The sequence below is a fragment of the Streptococcus sp. 27098_8_76 genome, assembly GCF_041432315.1.
Taxonomy (GTDB): Bacteria; Bacillota; Bacilli; order Lactobacillales; family Streptococcaceae; genus Streptococcus.
This window is the reverse complement of the sequence record NZ_JAPVZI010000002.1, coordinates 128,604-150,109: the sequence shown is the minus strand read 5'-3', so window position 1 is coordinate 150,109 and position 21,506 is coordinate 128,604. Positions and strand designations below refer to the sequence as shown.

Sequence of the window (21,506 nt, the reverse complement as noted above, 5' to 3'; positions counted from 1 at the left end):
TGAGTTTTACCTAGACTTTTCAACCTTATTTCTCTTCAAATCCTTCTGCGACTGCGTCTGCAAAGTTTTCTTCTACGATGCTTGCACAGTGGTCACAGATGACTGCGTGGTAGCTGCGTTCTGCTGTTGTTGGGTCGATACGACGGCAACGGTCACACACATCACCTGCAGCGCGTTCTACTGTGAAGGCTACATCTTCGAAGCTAACAGCAGCTTCTGGAGCTGGTCCTTCTGCGATAGTCAAGTCTGACACGATTAAAAGTTGAGCCACATTGCTGTTTACTGCTTCGAGTAGAGTTTTCACCACTTCATTTGGGTAAACTGTCAAGTGTGCTTCAAGTGATTTACCGATAACTTTGGCATTACGAGCCTCTTCCAAGGCTTTTTGAGCTTGTCCACGGAAGTCCATGAAGGCTGCCCATGTATCCAAGATTTCTTCTTGATTAGCAAAAGTTTCTGCTTCTGGCAATTCTGACAATTGAACGAAGTCTTCTGCTTCAAACTCAAGGTATGACCAGATTTCCTCTGCTGTATGAGGAAGGATTGGTGTCAAGAGTTTGGTGATTTTCACAAGAATGTCATAGAAGACAGTCTGCATTTGACGGCGTTCCAGTGATTTGGCACCTTCGATGTAAACAACATCTTTAGCAAAATCAAGGTAGAATGCTGACAAGTCAACGTTGATAAAGTTCACTAGTGCTTTATAGATTGTCAAGAATTCAAAGTTTGCATAAGCATCACGAATGGTCTTGACAAGCTGGTTAAAGCGAATCGTCATGTACTTATCAACTGAACGAAGCTCATCGTAAGCTACTGAATCTTGAGCTGGGTTAAAGTCAGAAGTATTGGCAATCAAGAAACGAAGGGTGTTACGAATCTTACGGTAAGTTTCAGAGACTTGGCTCAAGATATCCATAGAGATACGTACGTCATTGCTAGTATCTACACTTGTTACCCAAAGACGAAGAATTTCAGCGCCAAATTGTTTCTCAACATCGCTAGGCAAAATAGTATTTCCAAGAGATTTAGACATCTTCTCACCTTTACCATCAAGGGTAAAACCTTGTGACAAGATTTGTTTGTAAGGTGCTACGCCATGGTTAGCAACAGATGTAATGAGTGATGAGTTGAACCAACCACGGTATTGGTCAGAACCTTCTAGGTAAAGGTCAGCTGGATAAGTCAGATTTGGACGATTTACCAAAACCCCATTCCATGATGAACCTGAGTCAAACCATACGTCCATGATGTCTGTCTCTTTCTTGAACTCGCCATTTGGTGAACCTGGGTGAGTAAATCCTTCTGGCAAGAGGTCCTTAGCATCACGTTCCCACCAAATGCTTGAACCATGTACTTCAAAGAGTTGAGCCACATGTTCAATCGTTTCAGCAGTCATGATAGGTGTACCATCTTCAGCGTAGAAGATTGGTAGTGGAACACCCCAAGCACGCTGACGAGAGATAACCCAGTCGCCACGGTCACGGATCATATTGTAAAGACGGACTTTACCCCATTCTGAGTGGAACTTCACTTTTTCAATTTCGTCCAAGATTTCTTGACGGAATTTAGAAACTGAGGCAAACCATTGTGGAACTGCACGCCAAATGATTGGTTTCTTGGTACGCCAGTCAAATGGGTATGAGTGAGAGATTTCTTCTTGCGCAAGAAGAAGACTACCGAGTTTTTCGATAACAGTTGGAACTACCTTTTCATAGAATTGACCTTCAAACTCAGGACCAGCATTCTTCATCATGATACCACGTTCGTCAACAGTCACTGCGACTTCAAGACCATTAGCAATACCAACATTGTAGTCGTCCTCACCAAAACCAGGGGCTGTATGGACAATACCAGTACCAGAGTCAGTGGTAACGTGGTCACCAAGGATAACGAGCTCATCTACAGCTGTATCCCATGGGTGTTCTGTTACGATGTGGTTCAATTCTTGACCACGGTAAGTTGCCAAGACCTGAACATCAACCCAGCCAAATTTCTCAGACAAGCTAGTCAACAATTCTGCAGCCACCACAAACTTGCGATCTTCACCAGCAGGTTGAATCAAAACGTAATCAATATCTGCACCAACAGTCAAACCACGAGAAGCTGTGATAGTAAATGGAGTAGTTGTCCAAACAACGATATAAGTATCTGTATCTAGAACACCTTTGCCATCTTTTACCTTATTGGCATAGTAAAGGGAAGTCGAAACCAAATCATGGTATTCAATTTCTGCTTCGGCAAGGGCTGACTCAGATGACCATGACCAGTAAACTGGTTTTGCACCACGGTAGATATAGCCTTTATTAGCCATCTCACCAAAGACACGGATTTGGGCTGCTTCATAGTCTGGAGTTAAAGTCACATATAAATTTTCCCAGTCACCTGACATCCCCAAGCGCTTGAAATCATCACGTTGTTTATAAACTTGAGAAAGAGCATATTCACGGCAAAGTTTCAAGTACTCAACCAAGTCCATTTCTTTACGTTTGACACCTTGTTTTGCCAAAACTTGCTCGATTGGCAGACCATGAGTATCCCAACCCGGGATATAAGGTGCGTTAAAACCTGACATAGACTTAGAACGAATGATGATATCTTTTGAGATATGATTCATGGCATGTCCAACGTGGATATTTCCGTTTGCGTATGGAGGGCCATCATGCAAGACAAAATGCGGTTTCCCTTCATTTAGTTCTTGACGACGTTGGTAAAGTTTTGCATCTTCCCATTCCTTTTGCCAAACTGGCTCTTTGGTCGGAAGGCCTGCACGCATTGGGAAAGCTGTTTTCCCAAGATTAAGGGTATCTTTGAGTTTCATGGTATCTCCTTTATAAATAATAACAAATTAAAAACCACGACTGCCAAAAAGGACGAAAATCGTGGTACCACCTTTATTCGAAAAAAGACTCAGCTTTTTTCCTCTTATCCCGTAACGTGGGGAACGTCAAATCTTACTAGCTTCAGACTTGAGTTTTTGAGAGGATAATCTTATCAATAGGGATTACAGGACTCACACCATCTCCTGCTCGCTGGAAATATAAGGATAAGATATTGTTCTCAGATCATTTCTTATAAAATTGTAACAGATTCTTGCGGTGCCGCAAAACCTGGTTCTGAGTTTACAGCTTCAGTAGCTGGTGTTGGAGCCGAAGGATGTACTGGAGCTACTTCTGGTTCTTCATACATTGGACCAACTGGATGAGCAGGTACTTCTTCAATTTGAGGACTCACTACAGGAGTTGGATTTTCCACTTCCTGTTTAGCCTGAGCTTCAAATTCAGCCAATTCTTTATTGGCTGCCTCAATACGAGCCTGTAACTCTGTCATTTCTTCTTGAGAAAATTGACGTGTCATATCAATTGGTTCTTCCTCAATTGGAGCTGGAATCGGTTCTCCAAGTACTTCGCTAACCACTTCTTTAAAAGCTTCATCACTGGTTTGAAGATAAGTAGCTGTTGGACGAAGAATATCTTCCCAATCTGAAGATTCAACAATAGCCAACTGACTCTCAATTGTAGATTTGAGACGTTGGTGGAAGACACGGCTCTTGTTCTTCAATTCTTCGGTTTCAACAGCAACTTTCTTAGCATTGTCAGCAGCCTGACGAAGAATTTCATTTGCCTTGTATTTTGCTTCTTCCAATAATCGATGTGCATCCTGTTCAGCTTGATGAATAATATTATTTGAACGATCGTGTGCTGTTTGTTTCACTCTCTCAGCTGTATCTTGGGCAATCAATACAGACTGGCTCAACGAATCTTTCATCTCATCAAAGTAAGACAAACGCTCTTCCAAATTTTTAATATGTAAATCCTTATCATGATTAGAACGAACTAAATCTTCATAATCACGAACTACAATATCTAAAAATTCATCTACTTCTTCTGGATCAAAACCTCTAAAACGTGTGCTAAAGGTTTTATCTTTGATTTCTAACGATGTAATTGGCATATTTTTCCTCACTTACTTAATAATAACTGGACTGTTATTTTTTTCTTCTCTTTTTTAGTTTGTCCCTTATCTTGAAGCAACCTCAAACGCCCAAATTTTCTCACACTAATCAAGTCTCCAACTTGAACAGTATAATCTGATTTGTCTACCACATGATAATTTACTTGGACAAGTTTCTTGTCAATCAACTGGTTTGCTTGATTTCTAGATAGTTTCAAAACATTTGATAAAAGAACATCTAATCTAAAACTAGACACGCATAAATCCAGCTCTCTATACTGTTCTAGCTTATCTATTTTCTCGGTGAAAGGACGTTCCTCCAGCGAAACGGGTATACGGCCAATTTTCTTTAATCCATCTTGAAAGAGAAGAAGAAACTGCTGATTAATCATAATCTGCGCCCGTTCTTCATCTACTAGGATATCTCCAAAAAGTTTCCGTTCAATCCCCAATTGATTGATGACTGTCCCTAAAATCTTAGCATGCGTTAAGTGTTCAAATTTATTGGAATACACAATTTCCTGGAGAGACATTTCAAAATCTGAAAACTCTGGCTGGAAATAATCTGGGTATAATAAAACTCGAACATACTCACTTGAGACGAATTCCCCACTACTGCTACAAGCAAGACCATAGGTTTTGGCCAAAATCTTTAATAGCTTCTCCTGATGAGGATTGATAAAAGGAGTTAAAAAAGGAGCATAGCTATCTTCTACCTTTTTTATCCATTCCATTCCCTTATCAAGAAATGGACGATCTTCTATGGAGAAATGCTGGTAAATCCCTTTATTCATCCTATCATCGCCAGAAAACGGACTAGGTTTTCTCCTAAAAATCGAATCAAAACAATCGCAACCCAAATAGATAAATCCAGACCTGCTATCTGTAAAGGCAGGCGTTGCAAAGGAGCAAGCACTGGTTTTACCAATGCTACAATCCAACGACCCAAACTTGATTCATAGGCACCTGGAAACCAAGACATGACAGCAAAGGCCACCAAAATCAGGGAGTAAATATCCACTGCATTATAAATCATACGAATTAAAAAAATCATTATCGTACTCTATTTCGTCTCATATCAAAATTAAACTCACCCTGTTGATCTTCATCTGGTAAACGAATATCTTCAATATTCACAATAACATTCACTGGTGTCAACAGGTACATGGTAGAAGCTACCTTTTTCAAATTTCCAGCTAGAACATGGCAAGCTCCATCCAGATAATCTAAACAACGACGAGCTTGCACTTCAGTCATATATTGAAAATCAATCAAAATACTTTCGTTTCCTGCTAATAAATCAACAATTTCTATCGCATCTTCATATTTTCTAGGATAACGAACATCAATTGTTACTTTTTCAGTAGAATGCTGATTTTGCTTTGCTAACTCTTGTTGACGTGCATGCAGTCTAGTAATATTATTTTCTTTTGTACCACTTGTGCTTGGTGTTTGATTCGTTGAGAGAGCCTTTTCCTGTGTAGAATTTACTGGAGTTAAAATGGGCTCATCTCGTTTTTCATTAGGGAGACTTAAATCCTCATCCTCCGTAAAATAATCTATAAATCTATCGAATCTATCTTTTAAAGACATGGTTCTCTCCTACTTAAAAAATGCTGTACCTATGCGAACAAAGGTGGAACCGAATTGAATCGCTTCTTTATAATCACGACTCATTCCCATGCTTAAGTCGGTCATAGGCATATTTGGAATTTGTTTTTCTTGGATTTCTCTTTGTAAATCTTGGGTCGCCTTGAAAATTTCTTTCAACTGCTCACTGCTAGCCTCAAAAGGTGCCATCGTCATTAAACCAACATATTCAATCTTATCTAGTTTGGCTAACTCTGGCAAGACTTCCAGCAGTTCCTCTCTCGAAAAGCCGTGTTTACTTTCTTCTTTAGAAATATTTACTTGAAGGAAACACTTGATAACTCGGTCACTTCTTTTTTGGATTTCCTCTGCTAGCTTTACTGAATCCAATGCATGGAAATAATCAACGTATTGAATGACATCTTTCACCTTACGTCTTTGTAAGGTACCAATCAAATGCCAAGTCACATCTTGATCTTTTAAAGCTTGATATTTCTCTAGAAACTTATCTACACGATTTTCACCGATATGATGAATCCCTAGCGGAAGCAAGGCTTCCGCTGTCGGTACATCTACATACTTGGTAACTGCAATGACAGAGACTGAGCTACTCTCGCGATGAGCACTCAGACTTGCTTCTGCGACTTCTCGAAAAACACGTTCTGTATTTTCTTTTACATTCATTTACTTAACGATTTTTGAAAAATGGAGGTGTATCCAACTCATCTTCATCTTGTGAATTTGGAATTTCAAAACGTTCTACCGGTGACACTACTGAATCAGTCGGACGAACAATTGTCTCGCGACGTAAATCCCAATCACCAAAAGCAGATCCTTGAGCTTGTTCCGAGCGACGTTGATTTTGTTTTGGCAATTCAGCTGTTTCTGCCATATCAAAATGACGATCAAAGCCATGTGAATGAGCTGGTTTTACTGTCTCACGGTAGTTGGTAGTAGGTCTAGCTTGTGGAGCAACAACCTTCTCTACGCGGTCTTGACGAACACCTGTTGCAACAACTGTTACACGAATTTCATCACGCATACTTTCATCAATTGAAGTACCGAGCCAGATGTTTACTCCTTGTCCCGCTGCCTGGTTCACAATTTGTGAAGCCTCTTCTGCCTCAATCAAGGTTAAGTCGAGACCACCAGTTACGTTAACAATCACATCTTCTGCTCCATCAATTGTTGTTTCAAGAAGTGGAGAGTAAATTGCCTTACGCGCTGCTTCAACAACACGTTCTTCTCCACTACCGATACCAATCCCCATAAGAGCATTCCCTTTATTTGCCATAACTGTTTTCACATCGGCAAAGTCAAGGTTAATCAATCCTGGATTGGTAATCAAATCGGTAATTCCTTGAACACCTTGACGAAGAACGTTATCTGCCTCGCTAAGAGCTTCAAGAAGTGGAGTTTTCTTATCAACAATTTCAAGCAAGTTGTTGTTTGAGATAATCAATAAAGTATCTACATGCTCACGCAGTTGATTGATTCCTTCTACAGCAAATTGTCCACGTTTGCTTCCTTCAAAACCAAACGGACGTGTTACAACACCAACTGTAAGAGCACCTAAATCTTTAGCGATACGAGCAATAACAGGAGCAGCTCCAGTTCCAGAGCCTCCTCCCATACCAGCAGTGATGAAGACCATATCTGCGCCACTGATAGCTTCCGTCAGTGTTTCTTCGCTTTCTTCAGCAGCTTTACGACCAACCTCAGGTTGACCTCCTGCACCCAAACCACGAGTCAATTTAGGTCCCAACTGAATAACAGTCTCAGCTTTTGTACTACTCAATGCTTGTACATCTGTGTTTGCTGCGATAAATTCTACGCCTGTAACACCTTCGTCGACCATACGGTTGATGGCATTGCCACCACCTCCACCGACACCAATTACTTTAATCACTGCACCTTGAGCAGCAGCTGTATCAAATGAAAATGTCATAATTTATTTTTCCTCTTTATTCGTCAAACATGCTTCCGATCAAGCCACGGAAACGATCTGCTAATTTCGGTTTATTTTGTGAAGCTTGTTGGAAATCAGCCATTGGTTCTGTAGGCGCCACCGGCTCTACTTCTGGGGTAGGGGCTGGTTGAACAGGCGTTGATTGTACAAACTGAGCTGTTTTCTGAATCATTCCCCCAAAACTAAGCGGTTGTTGGAATAATCCTTCATCACCCTTGACTGCTCGTTGAGCCAAGAGATGTACTTCTGTCAATTGTCCCGCGAATTCTGATAGACTAATCACATGCGCAAAGGCTGGATTACGAATTCCAACTTGGTTTGGAACATAGAGTTTCACACGAACACCAAAAACTTCTTGAGCAAGCTCCACAATACCCGGTAAAATAGCCGTTCCACCAATCAAAACAATGCCACCAGGAAGATCCAATAAATGTCTTCTGTCTAAGTCTTGTTTGATTTGTTCAAAAATATGCTTAATACGTGCAGAAATAATCTCTGACAAGTAATTTTCTGTTACTTCAACAGGTTCTACTTCCCCAATCACTTCGACTTGGAATGTTTCTTTACTTGCGAGAGGAGGATAAGCCTCTCCATAGTTTAATTTCAAACCTTCGGCTAGTTTCTGTGATGTCTTCAAGACTTTAGAAATATCCTTAGTTACATAATCTCCGCCTTCTTGGAGAATATTGGTAAACTGGAGTTCTTGGTTACGGATTGTAGCGACAGTCGTTTGACCTGCCCCCATATCAATCACTGTAGCACCAAATTCACGTTCACCTTCATTCAAAATAGATTGAACCATTGCTAGTGGTGAAATAATAATATTTTCAACCTGAACACCTGCACGTTCAACTGTCTTACGTAGGTTATGTAAAATAGTGCGAGGACCTGTATAAAGTAAACCACGCATTTCAAGGCGAACCCCCATCATACCACGTGGGTCACGAATCCCTTGAAAACCATCCACAATAAATTCCTCAGGAATGAATGTGATAACTTCACGATCAGGTGTCATACTCTTTGTCAAAGCTGATTTGACAACATTTTCGACATCTTGATCCATAATTTCCTTGGTATCAGATGTTACTGGAATCATTCCTTGAGTTGGTTCTACCTGTAAGAGATTAGCTGGTAAACCAACATTCACTGATTTAATTGAGATGCCTGCTTTTTCTTCTGCTTGGGAAATTGCTGATTTGATAGCAGTTGCTGCTGCATCAATATCAACAATAATTCCATCCTTTACACCTTTACTTTTGGCATTACTCACGCCAATTACATTTAATTCACCATTTCTCTGCTCAGCTACAAGCACCTTGACAGAGCTTGTTCCAATATCTAGACCTGTAAAAAAGCCTTCTCTAGCCATTACATCGCATCCTCTCTATCTTCCAAGTTTCTAACTTCGTAATATTCAATAGCTAAACGTAGGCATAGCTATTCACAGAATATTATAACACAAAAAATCTCATCGTGCTCAGTTTTTTCCTAAATTTACCAGCCAATTTTTTAGTTTTTCTGTTCAGAAATTCATTCACTGTAAACTTTGTCAACAATCTGTCTATTGTACAAAAAAGAAAGCTCATTTCTAAGCTTTCTTTGCAATCATTTTTTCTGCTTCTTGTTCTAAAAATAGTTCCAAGATTTTCTTTGTCAACGTAATCGCTACTGACAAGGTCAGAGAAACGATTAAATAATTAGCCACTAAGCCGTGATCTCCAACCAATGGCGGTTTTGTCAAGAATCCGTAATCCCCACCTGTTACCAAATTGACTACAAAAATCAAGGCATTTAATGCAAAGGTCATGAGAAAAATTCTTTTCACATCTAGCATTCTCGCATCGTATTGTCTCAAGAGATAAACCAGTGAGTTCCCCAAGAGAGCTAAGTGCCCAAAGATAAAGGACAAAATGGCAATATGTGGAAAAGGATAGGGATCTGGCACTGGATAAACAAAGGCAGCTAATGTCCCAAATGTTCCTAGTAATGCAAAATACTGCCTATATTTAGACTGACCAGGAAGCAAGAGCACCACAAACATAGCCATACGGCAATGGTAAAAGGGTAAACTTTCTGACAGTGGCATATGATTGACCCCATACCAACCATAAAGAAGGATTAACTGAACGGCCTGCAATATTTGGAAAAATCGTTGGTAAACCTTCTTTTCACGATAACGATAGGCTGTATAAAAGGTCAAGGCCAAGAGTGTAAATATACTGACATACCAATAAAGATCAAACTTGGGTGGCTCTGTTGCTTGGGTCGTAAAGAAAATATCCCATAAATTCATCTAGTATTCCTCATGATTCAAAATTTTCCTGCATTTTATTATACCATGCAATGTAAGAAAAATGGATTTAGAAATACGTAAATGTTTAACAAAATCACTTGCATTCATTTTCTAAACTTTCTACCAGCTTAGCTAAATTCATGGAGTTAGAGCCCTTGAGTAAGATTTGATCATTAGCTCCTAGACTTTCCTTGACCTGCTTAACTAGGTCTTCAAATTGGTCTTGGTTTTCTGTTTTCTTGAAGTAGTAAACGTGGCCGATTGGGAACATTTGACTAGCCAATTGGGCCAATTCTGCAATGTCGTCTCCATAGAAAATCACGGTATCCAGCACATCTGGCGAGAGGCTCAAAATCAGCTGGTTATGGAGCTGAACTGACTGGTCACCAAGTTCCTTCATGTCCGCCAAGACAGCGATTTTTTTGCCACCTTCATTGGCTGGAATGGCAGAGAAAGTCTCTAAAATCAGCTTCATAGCAGTTGGATTGGCATTGTAAACATCTGATAAGATATCTGCTCCATTGGCTGCTTTCTTCCATTCGGTACGGTTACGCGTCAATTCAAGGTTTTGGAAAGCCTTATGAATTTGCTCCTCTGAAACCCCTTCTTGTAGGGCAACATAAGACGCAATCATGGCATTAGTGGCATTGTACTTACCAGTCACTGGCAAATCGAGGGCTTGTTCCAAGAAATTAGCCTTAAAGGTCAGACTGTCCTTGCGCTCAATCAAGTCTGTGATTTCCAGCTCTGCTCCTTGCCCAAAACGAACCACCTTTTTATCAGCTGGCAAGTAGTCCTCTACAATCGGGTCAGCTGGTGCCAAAAGCAAAGAACATTCAGCCATGCCATCTGCAATTTGCATTTTCCCTTTAGCGATTTCCGAACGATCTTTGAAAAAGGCTAAATGAGCCTCTCCAACCAAGGTCACGATGGCTGTTTTTGGACGAGCTAATTCAGACAAGAGATGAATATCGCCCAAGTGGTCCTGCCCCATCTCCAAGACCAACTTTTCTGTCCCTTCAGGCATATGGAGGACTGTGTAGGGAAGGCCAATCTCGTTATTATAGTTTCCTTGTGTTTTGTAGGTTTTGTAGGTTGTTGATAGCAAGTGCGCCAACATATCCTTGGTCGTTGTCTTGCCGTTTGAACCTGTAACTGCAAAGACATCAACTCCCGTTTTCTCAAGATAGTAGGCAGCTAGTTGTTGAAAAGCAGTCAAAACATCATCTACTAAAATATAAGGATGATTTGCGACCTCTTTCTCAGACAGGGTTACTACTGCACCATTTTCAAAAGCTATTTCGATAAAGTCATGACCGTCACGCGCACCTTTGAGGGGGACAAATAAATCTCCTGTCGCAATTAAGCGACTGTCAAACTCAGCTTTTTCTAACTGAGTGTCCTCAAAGATACTGACATCATTTTTAGCTCCTACAACTTGAGCCACTTCATGGATTGTTAATTTCATTTCTACTCCTTTAAAAAGGGTCGAAGTCCGAGAACTCTGATCACCTTGCAGTGATGGTTCTGACTTCTACCCTCTCTTTCATTTTTATAGCAAATGCGCTTCGCGCTTGTCAAAGCTTTCCTTAGCAAGATCCACCAATCGCTCGATTAAGTCTGGATAGCTGATTCCCATATTGTCCCAAAGAAGTGGGTACATAGACCACTGGGTGAAACCTGGCATGGTATTGAGCTCATTTAAGAAAATCTCTCCCTTATCTGTATAAAAGAAATCACATCGAGATAGACCGAGGCCACCAATGGCACGGAAGGCAGTTTCTGCATTTTGACGCATGACAGCTACCACATCATCGCTGATTTTAGCTGGGATATCCATGGTAATCTTGTTATCAATATACTTGGCGTCATAGTCGTAGAAGGCAACATCCTTGACTACTTCTCCAGGAAGTGTACTCTTGACATCGTAGTTACCCAGTAGACCAACCTCGATTTCACGGGCATTTACCCCTTGCTCTACCAAGACACGGCTATCATATTGGAAGGCAAGTTTCAAGGCTTGACGAAGTTCCTCTTGGTTTTCAGACTTAGAAATACCGACACTTGACCCCATATTTGACGGTTTTGTAAAGACTGGATAAGTCAATTTTTCTTCAACTTCAGCGATTTTAGAAGTCACATCATCACCTTCGACGATGGCCACATAAGGAACTTGGGCAATGCCAGCAGATTCTAACACACGCTTGGTGGTGATTTTATCCATGGCAAGGCTTGATGACAAGATGTTACAACCAACATAAGGCATTTTCAAAACTTCCAAAAATCCTTGAACAGAGCCATCCTCTCCCATTGGACCATGAAGGACTGGAAAGACCACTGCCCCTTCTTCGTAGATGTCACTTGGTGCAACTTTCTTATCCCAATCCATGGTTTCATTGGTCATGAGACGGTCCTCTTGACCTGGAGTCTGGCTAAATTCTTGCGTTTTAATAAAATCACCTGACTGACTGATGAAGAAAGTCTTGACTGTGAAACGGTCGTAGTTGACCGCACGCATGACACTTTCAGCTGAAAGGACAGAGACCTCACGCTCTGCACTACGTCCACCGTATAAAAGAATAATCGTTTGTTTCATATTATTTGTCCTAATTCTACTAGAATACTCGCTCTTTAGTATATCATATTTGCTTGTTTTTTTAAAACTTGAACCTGATCCTACTCATCACACTATACAAAAAGAGGCCGATAGGAACGATTTTCAGCCTCCTTGATTTTTTATAAATGAATGGAGTTCGTAAATTTGTCTACACTTACAACTCTGTCCGATTTTCAATAGCCCGTAAGAGGGTCACTTCGTCCGCATACTCGATATCTGCTCCCACAGCAAGGCCTCGTGCTAGGCGCGTAACCTTGATCCCAGCTGGCTTGAGCAAACGTGAAAGATACATGGAAGTTGCTTCCCCATCTGCTGTGGCATTTGTTGCTACGATTACCTCTGAAACTTCACTGTCCATAAGACGAGTCATGAGACTCTTGAGATTGATATCATCTGGACTAATACCATTCATGGGAGAAATAAGTCCATGTAAGACATGATAGAGTCCATGGTATTCTTGGATATTCTCCATGGCTGCCACATCTCGACTATCCTCGAGAACTAAAATCGTTGTCTGGTCACGACTTGGATCGGTACAGATAGAGCAAGGATCGTCATCAGTCAAACGACCACAGATGGAGCAATAGGTCAGCTCTCTCTTAGCAGAAAGGAGATTTTTTGCAAATTCATTGACATCATCATCAGACATCCCAATCGTATAAAAGGCCAGACGCGTAGCCGTCTTAATCCCGATACCTGGTAACTTAGAATAACTGTCAATCAGCTTAGCAATAGGTGTTGGATAAAGCATAAATTCCTTTCTAGTTCATTGGATGGTATTTTTGATACAGATTGATAATATCACGCGCAATGGAAGGTCCTACACCATTTGTTAGATTGGTATTATGAGGAAAGACCACTGCAACAGCGATTTGAGGATTATCAGATGGAGCATAGGCCACCGCATTGGTATTGGTTGCTTCCTGACCATCTGCCACATAGCTTTCGGCTGTACCCGTTTTTCCGCTAATGGATACCAAGGCACCATTTGAAAAGGCACGGCCAGTTGTCAACCCACTAGTCCCATGAGCAACCTGATAAAATCCTTGGTGCAAGATTGCCATATCTGATTCAGAAATATTGACCTTGTTGATTTCCTTGGTATCTATTGCTTGGATTAATTCCCCAAGGCCACCCTTATCATTATTTCCATAAATACCTTCAACAATACGAGGAGCCACACGAACACCATCATTTGCAATAGTTGCTACATACTGAGCCAACTGCATGGGCGTATAGTTATCAAACTGCCCAAAGGCATTGGTGATGTAATTAGCAAAGCTATACTCTTTGGGAACAAATCCAGTAGATTCATCTGGTAGGTCAATTCCGGTCGCAGCCCCCAAGCCATATTCGCCAAAGGTCGCACGAAGTTTTCCCATAGCTGTTTCCAAATTGCTGGTTCCAACAAACATATTTGGTTGATAGGTCTGGCCCATGATTCCAAGAGCGGTTTGAACCATGTAAGCATTAGATGAATACTCCAAGGCTTCCACAGCTGTAATAGGAAAAGATCCATATGCCAATTTATACCAAGAATAAATTGGAGCTGAACCTTGGAAAACAATAGGCTGATCTGTTAAGGTTTGGTTTCCTGATAAAACACCATTTTCCCAACCTGAGCTGATGGTAGCGGCCTTAACTACTGACCCTGGGACAAAGACATTGGTTACCGTTCCCAAGGAATCAGGCGTCAAGTCTCCCGTTTTCAGGTCATGTTTGAGTCCTGACATAGACAAAACAGCACCTGTTTTGGGGTTAAGGGCGACTGCATACACACCCTCAGAATACTTGGCTCCACCATTTCCTAGCTCGGAATTGAAATAACTTTTCAGCAAAGCATCCACGCTATCTTGGAAGGCCAAATCAATGGTCAGTTTGATATTGTTTCCCTTACTACCTTCCTCAATTGTGTCCACGCTTTCCATATTGCCATATTTATCCAGATGGATTTCTTTTACCGAGCGTTTTCCTTGTAAGGTCTCTTCATATTGCTTTTCCAAATAGGAGGTTCCAACACGGTCATTTAGAGAATAGCCTTTTTTAAGATAGGATTCTGCTTCTTCCGCTGGGAGACCAGCTTTTTCACTGGATACACTCCCTACTATAGAAGAAAGGGAAGTTTCCAAAATCTTTCGATCCCAAGAAGTAGAAATACTAATGCCAGGCATCTCCTTTGAAATAGAGGCAATAACAGCCACCTGAGAATCATTTAGAGGATCTGTCGCAATGGTTCCTGTCGCAAAGTTTCCAACAGCATTTAACTGACTAAAAAGATAGATTTCTTTCTTTTCATCCTCTGTATAGTTTAGTTGACTTGTTGGGACACTATCGACCACATTGTTATACAGTTCTGATTCGGATAGGCGATTGCCATCTGAATCCAAGCGTTTCTCACTTGGGAGAGCTTCCACTGTTTTTTTATAGATTTCAGGATCAGCCAAATAGTAATCAGCCAGCTGACGTTCTGTCAAATTTGGCGAACTGATGCTCACATAAGTCAGTAACTTTTTAGCTATTTCTTTTAAGTCTGTAGCCGTCATTTTATTGCTACGCGTAAAGGAAACAACCTGCTTCAACGTATTTTCTACCAAAGGTTTTCCACTAGCATCATAAATTTCCCCACGGGCAGAACTGGTTGTGACCTTGGTCTGACTAGCGGAGGCTAGCTTTTTTTCGTAAAAATCCTTGTTCAAAACCTGCATATACAACAAACGACCAATAATGGTCATAAAGAGTAAAATGACGATTGAAAACAATAAATTAAGCCGAATCGGAATCGAATGGCTATTAAATTTTCTCATACAAATCAGTCTCATTTCTAACTTAAAATCTTACTCTTAATTGTACCACAATTTGAGCAGAAAATTATGGAAAAGAAAGAAGCTTTTTTTCGTTTTTACAGTAAGATACGTTTTTATTTATTTATCCTTATATTATGTGTTATAATAAATGTGAAAGTTCAAAAATCTAGTCTTTTTCCAACACGACTCATTTAAAGGAGCCTTCCCTATGGACAAACCAGATATCGCAACTGTCATTGATTCACATTTTGAAGAAATGACAGACCTAGAGCAAGAAATCGCTCGCTATTTTTTGCAAGCTGAAACGATTACAGATGATTTATCTTCCCAACAGGTCACTCAAAAATTACATATTTCTCAAGCTGCTCTGACCCGCTTTGCTAAAAAGTGTGGCTTTACTGGCTACCGAGAATTTATTTTCCAATACCAACATCAGGCAGAAAATCAAGCCAACCAAGTCTCCAAGCACAGTCCACTGACCAAACGAGTCCTCAGAAGCTATAGCAATATGAGGGAACAAACACAAGACTTGATTGACGAAGTCCAACTAGAACGAATTGCCCAATTAATCGAAGATGCTGAGCGTGTCTACTTCTTCGGAACAGGAAGTTCTGGCCTTGTTGCTCGTGAAATGAAATTACGCTTCATGCGTCTGGGTGTGGTCTGCGAAGCTTTGACCGATCAAGACGGCTTTGCCTGGACAACCAGCATTATGGACGAAAATTGTCTCGTACTTGGTTTCTCACTTTCTGGCACAACACCTTCTATTTTAGATAGTCTATTAGATGCCAAGGAGATGGGAGCAAAGACTGTACTCTTTTCAAGTGTTCCCAATAAAGATAGTCAGGCCTACACAGAGACTGTTCTTGTAGCCACCCACAGCCAACCTTCCTACATCCAACGAATATCCGCTCAACTTCCTATGCTCTTCTTTATCGATTTGATTTATGCCTATTTTTTGGAAATCAATCGCGAAAGCAAGGAAAAAATCTTTAATAGCTACTGGGAAAATAAAAAACTCAACGGCTATCGTAGACAAAAACGTGTCAGAAAATCCTAGTTTGGCTGAGCCAAACTAGGATTGTTTTGTTTTGATACTCTTCAAAAATCAAATTCAAACCGCGTCAACGTCGCCTTGCCGTACTCAAGTACAGCCTGCGGCTAGTTTCCTAGTTTGCTCTTTGATTTTCATTGAGTATAAAATGATAATAGGCACCCAACATACCTGCTGTGTTTTGGTGATGGGCAAATTCTAATCGTGTTTTTTCTGCTAGGCTTGGTACCAAGGCATCTTTTAAGGCTGTGCGAATTTTTGGTTTGAGGATAGCCTCTTGTCCCATGATACCGCCACCGAGAATGACCACTTCTGGATTGGCAACATAGCAAATATTTGCCAGACCTTTCCCTAGGTAATCTACCATCCGGTCAATACCAGCCATGCAGATTTTGTTTCCTTCAGTGGCTTCCTTAAAGATACGTCGGCCATTCCACTGGTCAACTGGATCTCCATGACCTGCTGCTACATACTCCACCAAGGCTGTCGTAGAGGCCAAGTCTTGGAAAGCACCATCTTGCATATGCATATACCCGACTTCACAGGCAGAATTGCTAAATCCATGAAAGACTTTCCCATCCATAATCAAACAACCACCAATACCTGTTCCAATAGTCAGGCAAAGGGTGACACTCTCTCCCTTACCTGAACCAGATACCGCTTCAGCCAGACCTGCACAGTTGACGTCATTCTCAATTTCACAAGGAATATTAAAGCTAGTCTCGATTTCCTTCTTGAACTGGGTTCCTGCATAATTTGGAATCTGAGGCCCAGCATAGAAAATCTCACCCTTATCTGGATCCACCATTCCTGCAGAAGAAATGGCAACACCTGCTACTGGGCCTTTTTCTAAATAGCTGGCTACGATATCTTTGGTTTTTTGTAAGATATGAGGTCCACCCTTATGCGCCTCTGTTGGCATTTCATGCGATTCAACAAGTTGGCCTTCTTGGTCGATCAAACCATATTTGATGTTGGTTCCACCGATATCAATTGCAACGTAGTGTGTCATAAATACCTCCTTATGGATTAGAGGAAGCGCTCCTTGGTTTCACGAATCAAGGCTGCAGCTGCTTCTACAACTGGACGATCTTCTTCCGTTACTGGTGTCAATGGTGAACGAACAGAACCAATATTCAATCCTTCATTAATCTTCAAGACTTCCTTAATCACACCGTACATATTTCCATGTGCAGCAGTCAATTTGCCAATGATTGCATTGATTGCATATTGCAATTCACGGGCTGTTTCCAAGTCCTTGTCAGCAATCAACTGATTGAGTTTCAAGAAGAGTTCTGGCATCGCACCATATGTACCACCGATACCAGCTTTAGCTCCCATGAGACGACCACCTAAGAACTGTTCATCTGGACCGTTGAAGACGATATGGTCTTCTCCACCAAGGCTCACAAAGGTTTGGATATCTTGAACTGGCATAGAAGAGTTCTTCACACCGATAACACGTGGGTTTTTCAACATTTCTGTGTAAAGGCTTGGAGTCAAAGCAACCCCTGCCAATTGAGGAATGTTATAAATCACGTAGTCTGTATTTGGAGCTGCAGAACTGATATCGTTCCAGTATTTAGCAACTGAGTATTCTGGCAAGCGGAAGTAAATCGGTGGAATCGTTGCGATGGCATCTACACCCAAGCTTTCTGCGTGGCGAGCAAGTTCCATACTATCTTTAGTATTATTGCAAGCAACATGGGCAATAATAGTTAATTTACCTTTGGCAACTGCCATGACTTCTTCCAAGATTAACTTGCGGTCTTCAACGCTTTGGTAGATACATTCACCAGAAGAACCATTGACATAAAGACCTTGAACACCTTTATCAATGAAGTATTGAACCAAGGCACGCGTACGCTCTGGACTTACTTCTCCTTGATCATCATAACATGCGTAGAAGGCTGGAATGACACCTTCATATTTTTTTAAATCTGACATAGATTTTCTCCTAACTTATTTCCGAAACGAGGGGAGAAAATAAATTTTTCATCCCCTTTACATTATGTTTATTTTACAATTTCTGACAATTTTACTTTGCGATCTTCAAACATAGACTGGGTACAAGCATCTGCAGTAGCAATTGCTTCTAGAGCAGCTTCACCTGTCAATAGTTTTGCAAATTCTTCTGATACTGGAGCTCCTTGCATAATCTCATGCAGATAGCGCATTTCTTTATCAATGACAGATGATAGCCATAATGGAGTACGTTTACCTGGTTTACCATAAGCAATTGCTCCGTCCATCTCTGTACTATGATAGATACGAGTACGATCATCATCTTCTTCTTGAGATTCGTGAATCAAGAAATAGCTTTCTTGTCCATCTAGCTTAAGAGTTCCTTTACAGTTGAATAAGTCTAAGCGGATAGCACCTTTCGTTCCTTGAATCAAAACATAATGTTCACCCCAACGATAAGCTGAACCCCATTCTAACAAGGCAAAACGCTTATTAGAAAATTCCATATTGACAAAAATCATATCATCTTCATCACCGAAATTTTCACCTTCATGGGCTACATTTCCACCTGTCATGGTTACAGTTTCAGGCATTCCACCCATAAGAAATTGCACGCAATCCAATTCATGAATATGGTGATACAAGTGACCACCTGATTTTTCACGAATTTTTTTCCATGATACTGACGGTTGTTGTTCTTCCCAACCATTACGAGCTGTGTGACAGTATAGAACGTCTCCAATGACTCCTTGATTAATTAGTTCTTTTGCATGATGAACACCATTAAAGAAGTTCATAATATGTCCTGCCATAAAGGTTACATTGTTTTCTTTACATGCATCTACCATCTCGCGACAATCTTGATAAGAAAGCGCAATTGGTTTTTCACAGAAAACATTTTTACCATGTTGTGCGGCCTTAATAACTGGTTCTTTATGAAGATTATTTGGAGTTGCGACAATAACACAATCTACTTCATCGCTAGAAACCAACTCATCTAAGGAGCTTGCTACTTTTGCTCCCAATTCTTCTGCAATTGCCTCTGCATTATCTGGATCATAGAGAAGAGTAATCTCTGCTCCATCATTCTTTTGCATATAACGAGCCAACTCAGCTCCAAAATATCCTGTTCCAACAACACCGTATTTAACCATGTTTTTTCTCCTTTATCTTGTTAAATCATTAATTTCCAAATCTATATACTGAACTACATTGCTTAAATGCAATTCATTTCTCGACCATGAATCATATTTTTCAAACAATACACCTATGTGATGATTTGGTAATTCTGTAATCGCAGAATATGCATAACCATACGAAGGCAAATCAATGTCATAGTGGTACTTCCAATCAATACTATCATCTTCTTTATTGACTAAACCGACAACTAATTGACCTCCCTTACGGCCATTTCTAGAATTTGGTGTACTCAAAATGACTGCTTCTTTTCCATCAATTAATTGAGAGTATTTAATTGCAGATACTTGTGTACCATATGAAGTTTGTTGAATTCCATCGATATACGAAACTTCTGACCATGTTTCTCCAGAATCTCTACTAGTCATATAGGCAATCTTACCTGTAGTAGTTCTAAAGAATGTTCTAATCACACCATCTCTCATTTCAACCATTTGCGCTTCTGCTGTCGCATTCTTAAACGGAATTGAAGCTGAGGATTTCTTCCATGTTTGACCACTATCATCAGAAATGAGATAAGTTAGTTCGCCACTGGTATATGTTGCAAAAATTAATCTGTTACTTGATTTTAATGCTAAACCTTGTCCGGGACATAAGTAAGTTCCATTATGTTTTTCACCTAAGAACGGAGGCAATAACTTAAATTGTTCCCAACTCTCTCCTCTATTCTGACTAGTTGTCATTGCTATATAATTAGTAGGAGTCACTTTAAATAACGAATCTTTGTAGAAAACATTCATAGGAACCTGTTTTCCATTATGCCTTTCTCTTAGAGAGCCACTATCAAAATCAACCGAATATTGTTCGACTGTTAAAGACTTTCCTCCCTCCAAAACTTCATACTTATCATTTACAGTATAATTTGTAGGTTTATTTGTTGTTTCATCGTAAACGACACCATTTTCTCTAACTGTATAACGGAAATCGTTATCTCCATTCTTCTTTAGTTTTAAATAATAATGACCGTTTATTTCTTTAAAACCTGAATCAGCTTTATTTGCATTATTATTTCCGATACCAGCAGGCATAACATCAGCTAATAATATCGTTTTCCCAGATTTTTTATCTTCAACAATGGATGAATCTATAAATGAAGCACTTCCACTAATTTGACTATTCTTTAATTTATTATCTCGTGGCCAGTAAACTAACTGCTCCTCATAGTCATTAAACTTCATAGCAAAAGTTGGCTCACTCCACGTTTTCCCATTATCATCACTATAAGAAGTCGCGATATTAATCTTACTTTTAGAATCATGAGTCCCACCATAACGTGCATCAATACTTGATAGAACTCTTCCACTACTTAATGTATATAATGTCGGTATTCTAAAATAGTTTGCTTGAGTAGAATCTCCTGATTGGAAAATTAACTGAAATGGATTTGACAAGGGAATAGTTGAAACTTCCTGATCACTAATTGCTTTATTAAATAGACTGATTTCATCAATACTTCCTCTTGCAAGATAATGATCCTTGCCTTCACGATTAACAGCTCCTAGTGTTGCCTTATCTATACCATTTATATTTGAAATCGGCAAAAATGTATCAACTGTTTCAGAGAACACTTCTATACCATTAACATACATTGTGTATGTCTTATCTTTAGAATCAGATACAAATACGAGTGTATTTTCAACTGCCTGTCCTTTATGCTTTCCCCATAATGAAGCTGGTCTAGAAAATAAATAATTTATTCCCTTTTGGGCGTCTCTTATTTCTACACCTATCTCACCAGAATCTCTCATGAAAATTGAAAAGTAATTATTTTTAAAGCCTGCTTTACTATTAGATAGACCAAACAAAGCTTGAAGCGAGTTTGGTTTATCTGCTTTAAATTTCATTACTACTGTCTGACTCTCTCCAGATAATTTATCTAATAACAAAGGGCTGATATCTATACTCTTATTGTTCAGTTGATATGAACCTCCTTGAAAAATAGGAGATATAGACAGTTGACCATAGTTTAATTCATTCGCATGAATCAAAGTGGGTACTCCCATTAAAAGACTAATTCCTACAACAGAAATTCCTAGTTTTGAATAAAGACCTCTCTTATTCATTTT

18 protein-coding genes are annotated in these 21,506 nt (G+C 40.1%); 1 reads left to right on the top strand and 17 read right to left on the bottom strand.

The genetic code is table 11. The features are described from left to right. Positions 1–25: 25 nt before the first annotated feature. The 13 genes from ileS to pbp2b all read right to left on the bottom strand — a co-directional run bounded on the left by ileS (position 26) and on the right by pbp2b (position 15,239). Complete coding sequence (gene ileS, locus O3636_RS02205) at positions 26–2,818, bottom strand: isoleucine--tRNA ligase (RefSeq protein ID WP_371641509.1); 2,793 nt, start codon at positions 2,816–2,818, stop codon at positions 26–28. Between the two features lie 251 nt (positions 2,819–3,069). Continuing rightward, positions 3,070–3,951, bottom strand: a complete 882-nt coding sequence (locus tag O3636_RS02200) for a DivIVA domain-containing protein (RefSeq protein ID WP_371641507.1) — start codon at positions 3,949–3,951, stop codon at positions 3,070–3,072. Positions 3,952–3,959: 8 nt separating this feature from the next. Further along, positions 3,960–4,745 carry an RNA-binding protein gene (locus tag O3636_RS02195; RefSeq protein ID WP_261026853.1) on the bottom strand — a complete coding sequence of 262 codons (786 nt, stop codon included), beginning with the start codon at positions 4,743–4,745 and terminating at the stop codon, positions 3,960–3,962. Beyond that, positions 4,742–5,005 (bottom strand): YggT family protein, encoded by a 264-nt coding sequence (locus tag O3636_RS02190; RefSeq protein ID WP_261013211.1) that lies wholly within the window; start codon positions 5,003–5,005, stop codon positions 4,742–4,744. Before O3636_RS02190 ends, O3636_RS02195 begins: the two co-directional genes overlap by 4 nt. Next, positions 5,005–5,544: a cell division protein SepF gene (locus tag O3636_RS02185; protein WP_261020930.1), complete on the bottom strand. Its 540-nt coding sequence runs from the start codon at positions 5,542–5,544 to the stop codon at positions 5,005–5,007. The genes O3636_RS02190 and O3636_RS02185 overlap by 1 nt, the downstream gene beginning before the upstream one ends. A gap of 9 nt (positions 5,545–5,553) precedes the next feature. Further along, positions 5,554–6,225, bottom strand: a complete 672-nt coding sequence (locus O3636_RS02180) for a YggS family pyridoxal phosphate-dependent enzyme (RefSeq protein WP_261013212.1) — start codon at positions 6,223–6,225, stop codon at positions 5,554–5,556. Positions 6,226–6,229: 4 nt separating this feature from the next. Continuing rightward, positions 6,230–7,489, bottom strand: a complete 1,260-nt coding sequence (gene ftsZ, locus O3636_RS02175; protein WP_000144273.1) for a cell division protein FtsZ — start codon at positions 7,487–7,489, stop codon at positions 6,230–6,232. Between the two features lie 16 nt (positions 7,490–7,505). Further along, positions 7,506–8,879 carry a cell division protein FtsA gene (ftsA, locus tag O3636_RS02170; RefSeq protein WP_023943742.1) on the bottom strand — a complete coding sequence of 458 codons (1,374 nt, stop codon included), beginning with the start codon at positions 8,877–8,879 and terminating at the stop codon, positions 7,506–7,508. 219 nt (positions 8,880–9,098) lie between these two features. After that, on the bottom strand, positions 9,099–9,803 hold the full coding sequence (locus O3636_RS02165; protein WP_293951897.1) for a TIGR02206 family membrane protein: 705 nt from the start codon (positions 9,801–9,803) through the stop codon (positions 9,099–9,101). A 94-nt stretch (positions 9,804–9,897) separates the two neighbouring features. After that, positions 9,898–11,271, bottom strand: coding sequence for a UDP-N-acetylmuramoyl-tripeptide--D-alanyl-D-alanine ligase (gene murF / locus O3636_RS02160; RefSeq protein WP_371641504.1), 1,374 nt, complete (start codon positions 11,269–11,271; stop codon positions 9,898–9,900). A gap of 84 nt (positions 11,272–11,355) precedes the next feature. Next, positions 11,356–12,399: a D-alanine--D-alanine ligase gene (locus O3636_RS02155; RefSeq protein ID WP_371641502.1), complete on the bottom strand. Its 1,044-nt coding sequence runs from the start codon at positions 12,397–12,399 to the stop codon at positions 11,356–11,358. A 175-nt stretch (positions 12,400–12,574) separates the two neighbouring features. Further along, complete coding sequence (recR, locus tag O3636_RS02150; protein WP_000966748.1) at positions 12,575–13,171, bottom strand: recombination mediator RecR; 597 nt, start codon at positions 13,169–13,171, stop codon at positions 12,575–12,577. Between the two features lie 10 nt (positions 13,172–13,181). Continuing rightward, complete coding sequence (gene pbp2b / locus O3636_RS02145) at positions 13,182–15,239, bottom strand: penicillin-binding protein 2B (protein WP_371641499.1); 2,058 nt, start codon at positions 15,237–15,239, stop codon at positions 13,182–13,184. Between the two features lie 193 nt (positions 15,240–15,432). On the opposite strand from pbp2b, the gene O3636_RS02140 reads away from it, so the two are divergent. After that, positions 15,433–16,284 (top strand): MurR/RpiR family transcriptional regulator, encoded by an 852-nt coding sequence (locus O3636_RS02140; protein ID WP_033676581.1) that lies wholly within the window; start codon positions 15,433–15,435, stop codon positions 16,282–16,284. Between the two features lie 109 nt (positions 16,285–16,393). Here the strand turns inward: O3636_RS02140 and O3636_RS02135 are convergent, their stop codons facing one another. The 4 genes from O3636_RS02135 to nanB form a co-directional block, all read right to left on the bottom strand. After that, positions 16,394–17,290, bottom strand: a complete 897-nt coding sequence (locus O3636_RS02135; RefSeq protein ID WP_371641497.1) for an ROK family protein — start codon at positions 17,288–17,290, stop codon at positions 16,394–16,396. A 17-nt stretch (positions 17,291–17,307) separates the two neighbouring features. Beyond that, positions 17,308–18,225 carry a dihydrodipicolinate synthase family protein gene (locus tag O3636_RS02130; RefSeq protein WP_001281495.1) on the bottom strand — a complete coding sequence of 306 codons (918 nt, stop codon included), beginning with the start codon at positions 18,223–18,225 and terminating at the stop codon, positions 17,308–17,310. A 68-nt stretch (positions 18,226–18,293) separates the two neighbouring features. After that, complete coding sequence (locus O3636_RS02125; RefSeq protein WP_000241736.1) at positions 18,294–19,397, bottom strand: Gfo/Idh/MocA family protein; 1,104 nt, start codon at positions 19,395–19,397, stop codon at positions 18,294–18,296. Between the two features lie 12 nt (positions 19,398–19,409). Further along, positions 19,410–21,503, bottom strand: coding sequence for a neuraminidase NanB (gene nanB / locus O3636_RS02120; RefSeq protein ID WP_371641495.1), 2,094 nt, complete (start codon positions 21,501–21,503; stop codon positions 19,410–19,412). Between the last annotated feature and the right edge of the window lie 3 nt (positions 21,504–21,506).

Excerpts from the sequence above, each read along its gene's own strand:
- ileS (WP_371641509.1), bottom strand. The coding sequence starts at position 2,818 with ATGAAACTCAAAGATACCCTTAATCTTGGGAAAACAGCTTTCCCAATG.
- O3636_RS02200 (WP_371641507.1), bottom strand. The coding sequence starts at position 3,951 with ATGCCAATTACATCGTTAGAAATCAAAGATAAAACCTTTAGCACACGT.
- O3636_RS02195 (WP_261026853.1), bottom strand. The coding sequence starts at position 4,745 with ATGAATAAAGGGATTTACCAGCATTTCTCCATAGAAGATCGTCCATTT.
- O3636_RS02190 (WP_261013211.1), bottom strand. The coding sequence starts at position 5,005 with ATGATTTTTTTAATTCGTATGATTTATAATGCAGTGGATATTTACTCC.
- O3636_RS02185 (WP_261020930.1), bottom strand. The coding sequence starts at position 5,544 with ATGTCTTTAAAAGATAGATTCGATAGATTTATAGATTATTTTACGGAG.
- O3636_RS02180 (WP_261013212.1), bottom strand. The coding sequence starts at position 6,225 with ATGAATGTAAAAGAAAATACAGAACGTGTTTTTCGAGAAGTCGCAGAA.
- ftsZ (WP_000144273.1), bottom strand. The coding sequence starts at position 7,489 with ATGACATTTTCATTTGATACAGCTGCTGCTCAAGGTGCAGTGATTAAA.
- ftsA (WP_023943742.1), bottom strand. The coding sequence starts at position 8,879 with ATGGCTAGAGAAGGCTTTTTTACAGGTCTAGATATTGGAACAAGCTCT.
- O3636_RS02165 (WP_293951897.1), bottom strand. The coding sequence starts at position 9,803 with ATGAATTTATGGGATATTTTCTTTACGACCCAAGCAACAGAGCCACCC.
- murF (WP_371641504.1), bottom strand. The coding sequence starts at position 11,271 with ATGAAATTAACAATCCATGAAGTGGCTCAAGTTGTAGGAGCTAAAAAT.
- O3636_RS02155 (WP_371641502.1), bottom strand. The coding sequence starts at position 12,399 with ATGAAACAAACGATTATTCTTTTATACGGTGGACGTAGTGCAGAGCGT.
- recR (WP_000966748.1), bottom strand. The coding sequence starts at position 13,171 with ATGCTTTATCCAACACCTATTGCTAAGCTGATTGACAGTTATTCTAAG.
- pbp2b (WP_371641499.1), bottom strand. The coding sequence starts at position 15,239 with ATGAGACTGATTTGTATGAGAAAATTTAATAGCCATTCGATTCCGATT.
- O3636_RS02140 (WP_033676581.1), top strand. The coding sequence starts at position 15,433 with ATGGACAAACCAGATATCGCAACTGTCATTGATTCACATTTTGAAGAA.
- O3636_RS02135 (WP_371641497.1), bottom strand. The coding sequence starts at position 17,290 with ATGACACACTACGTTGCAATTGATATCGGTGGAACCAACATCAAATAT.
- O3636_RS02130 (WP_001281495.1), bottom strand. The coding sequence starts at position 18,225 with ATGTCAGATTTAAAAAAATATGAAGGTGTCATTCCAGCCTTCTACGCA.
- O3636_RS02125 (WP_000241736.1), bottom strand. The coding sequence starts at position 19,397 with ATGGTTAAATACGGTGTTGTTGGAACAGGATATTTTGGAGCTGAGTTG.
- nanB (WP_371641495.1), bottom strand. The coding sequence starts at position 21,503 with ATGAATAAGAGAGGTCTTTATTCAAAACTAGGAATTTCTGTTGTAGGA.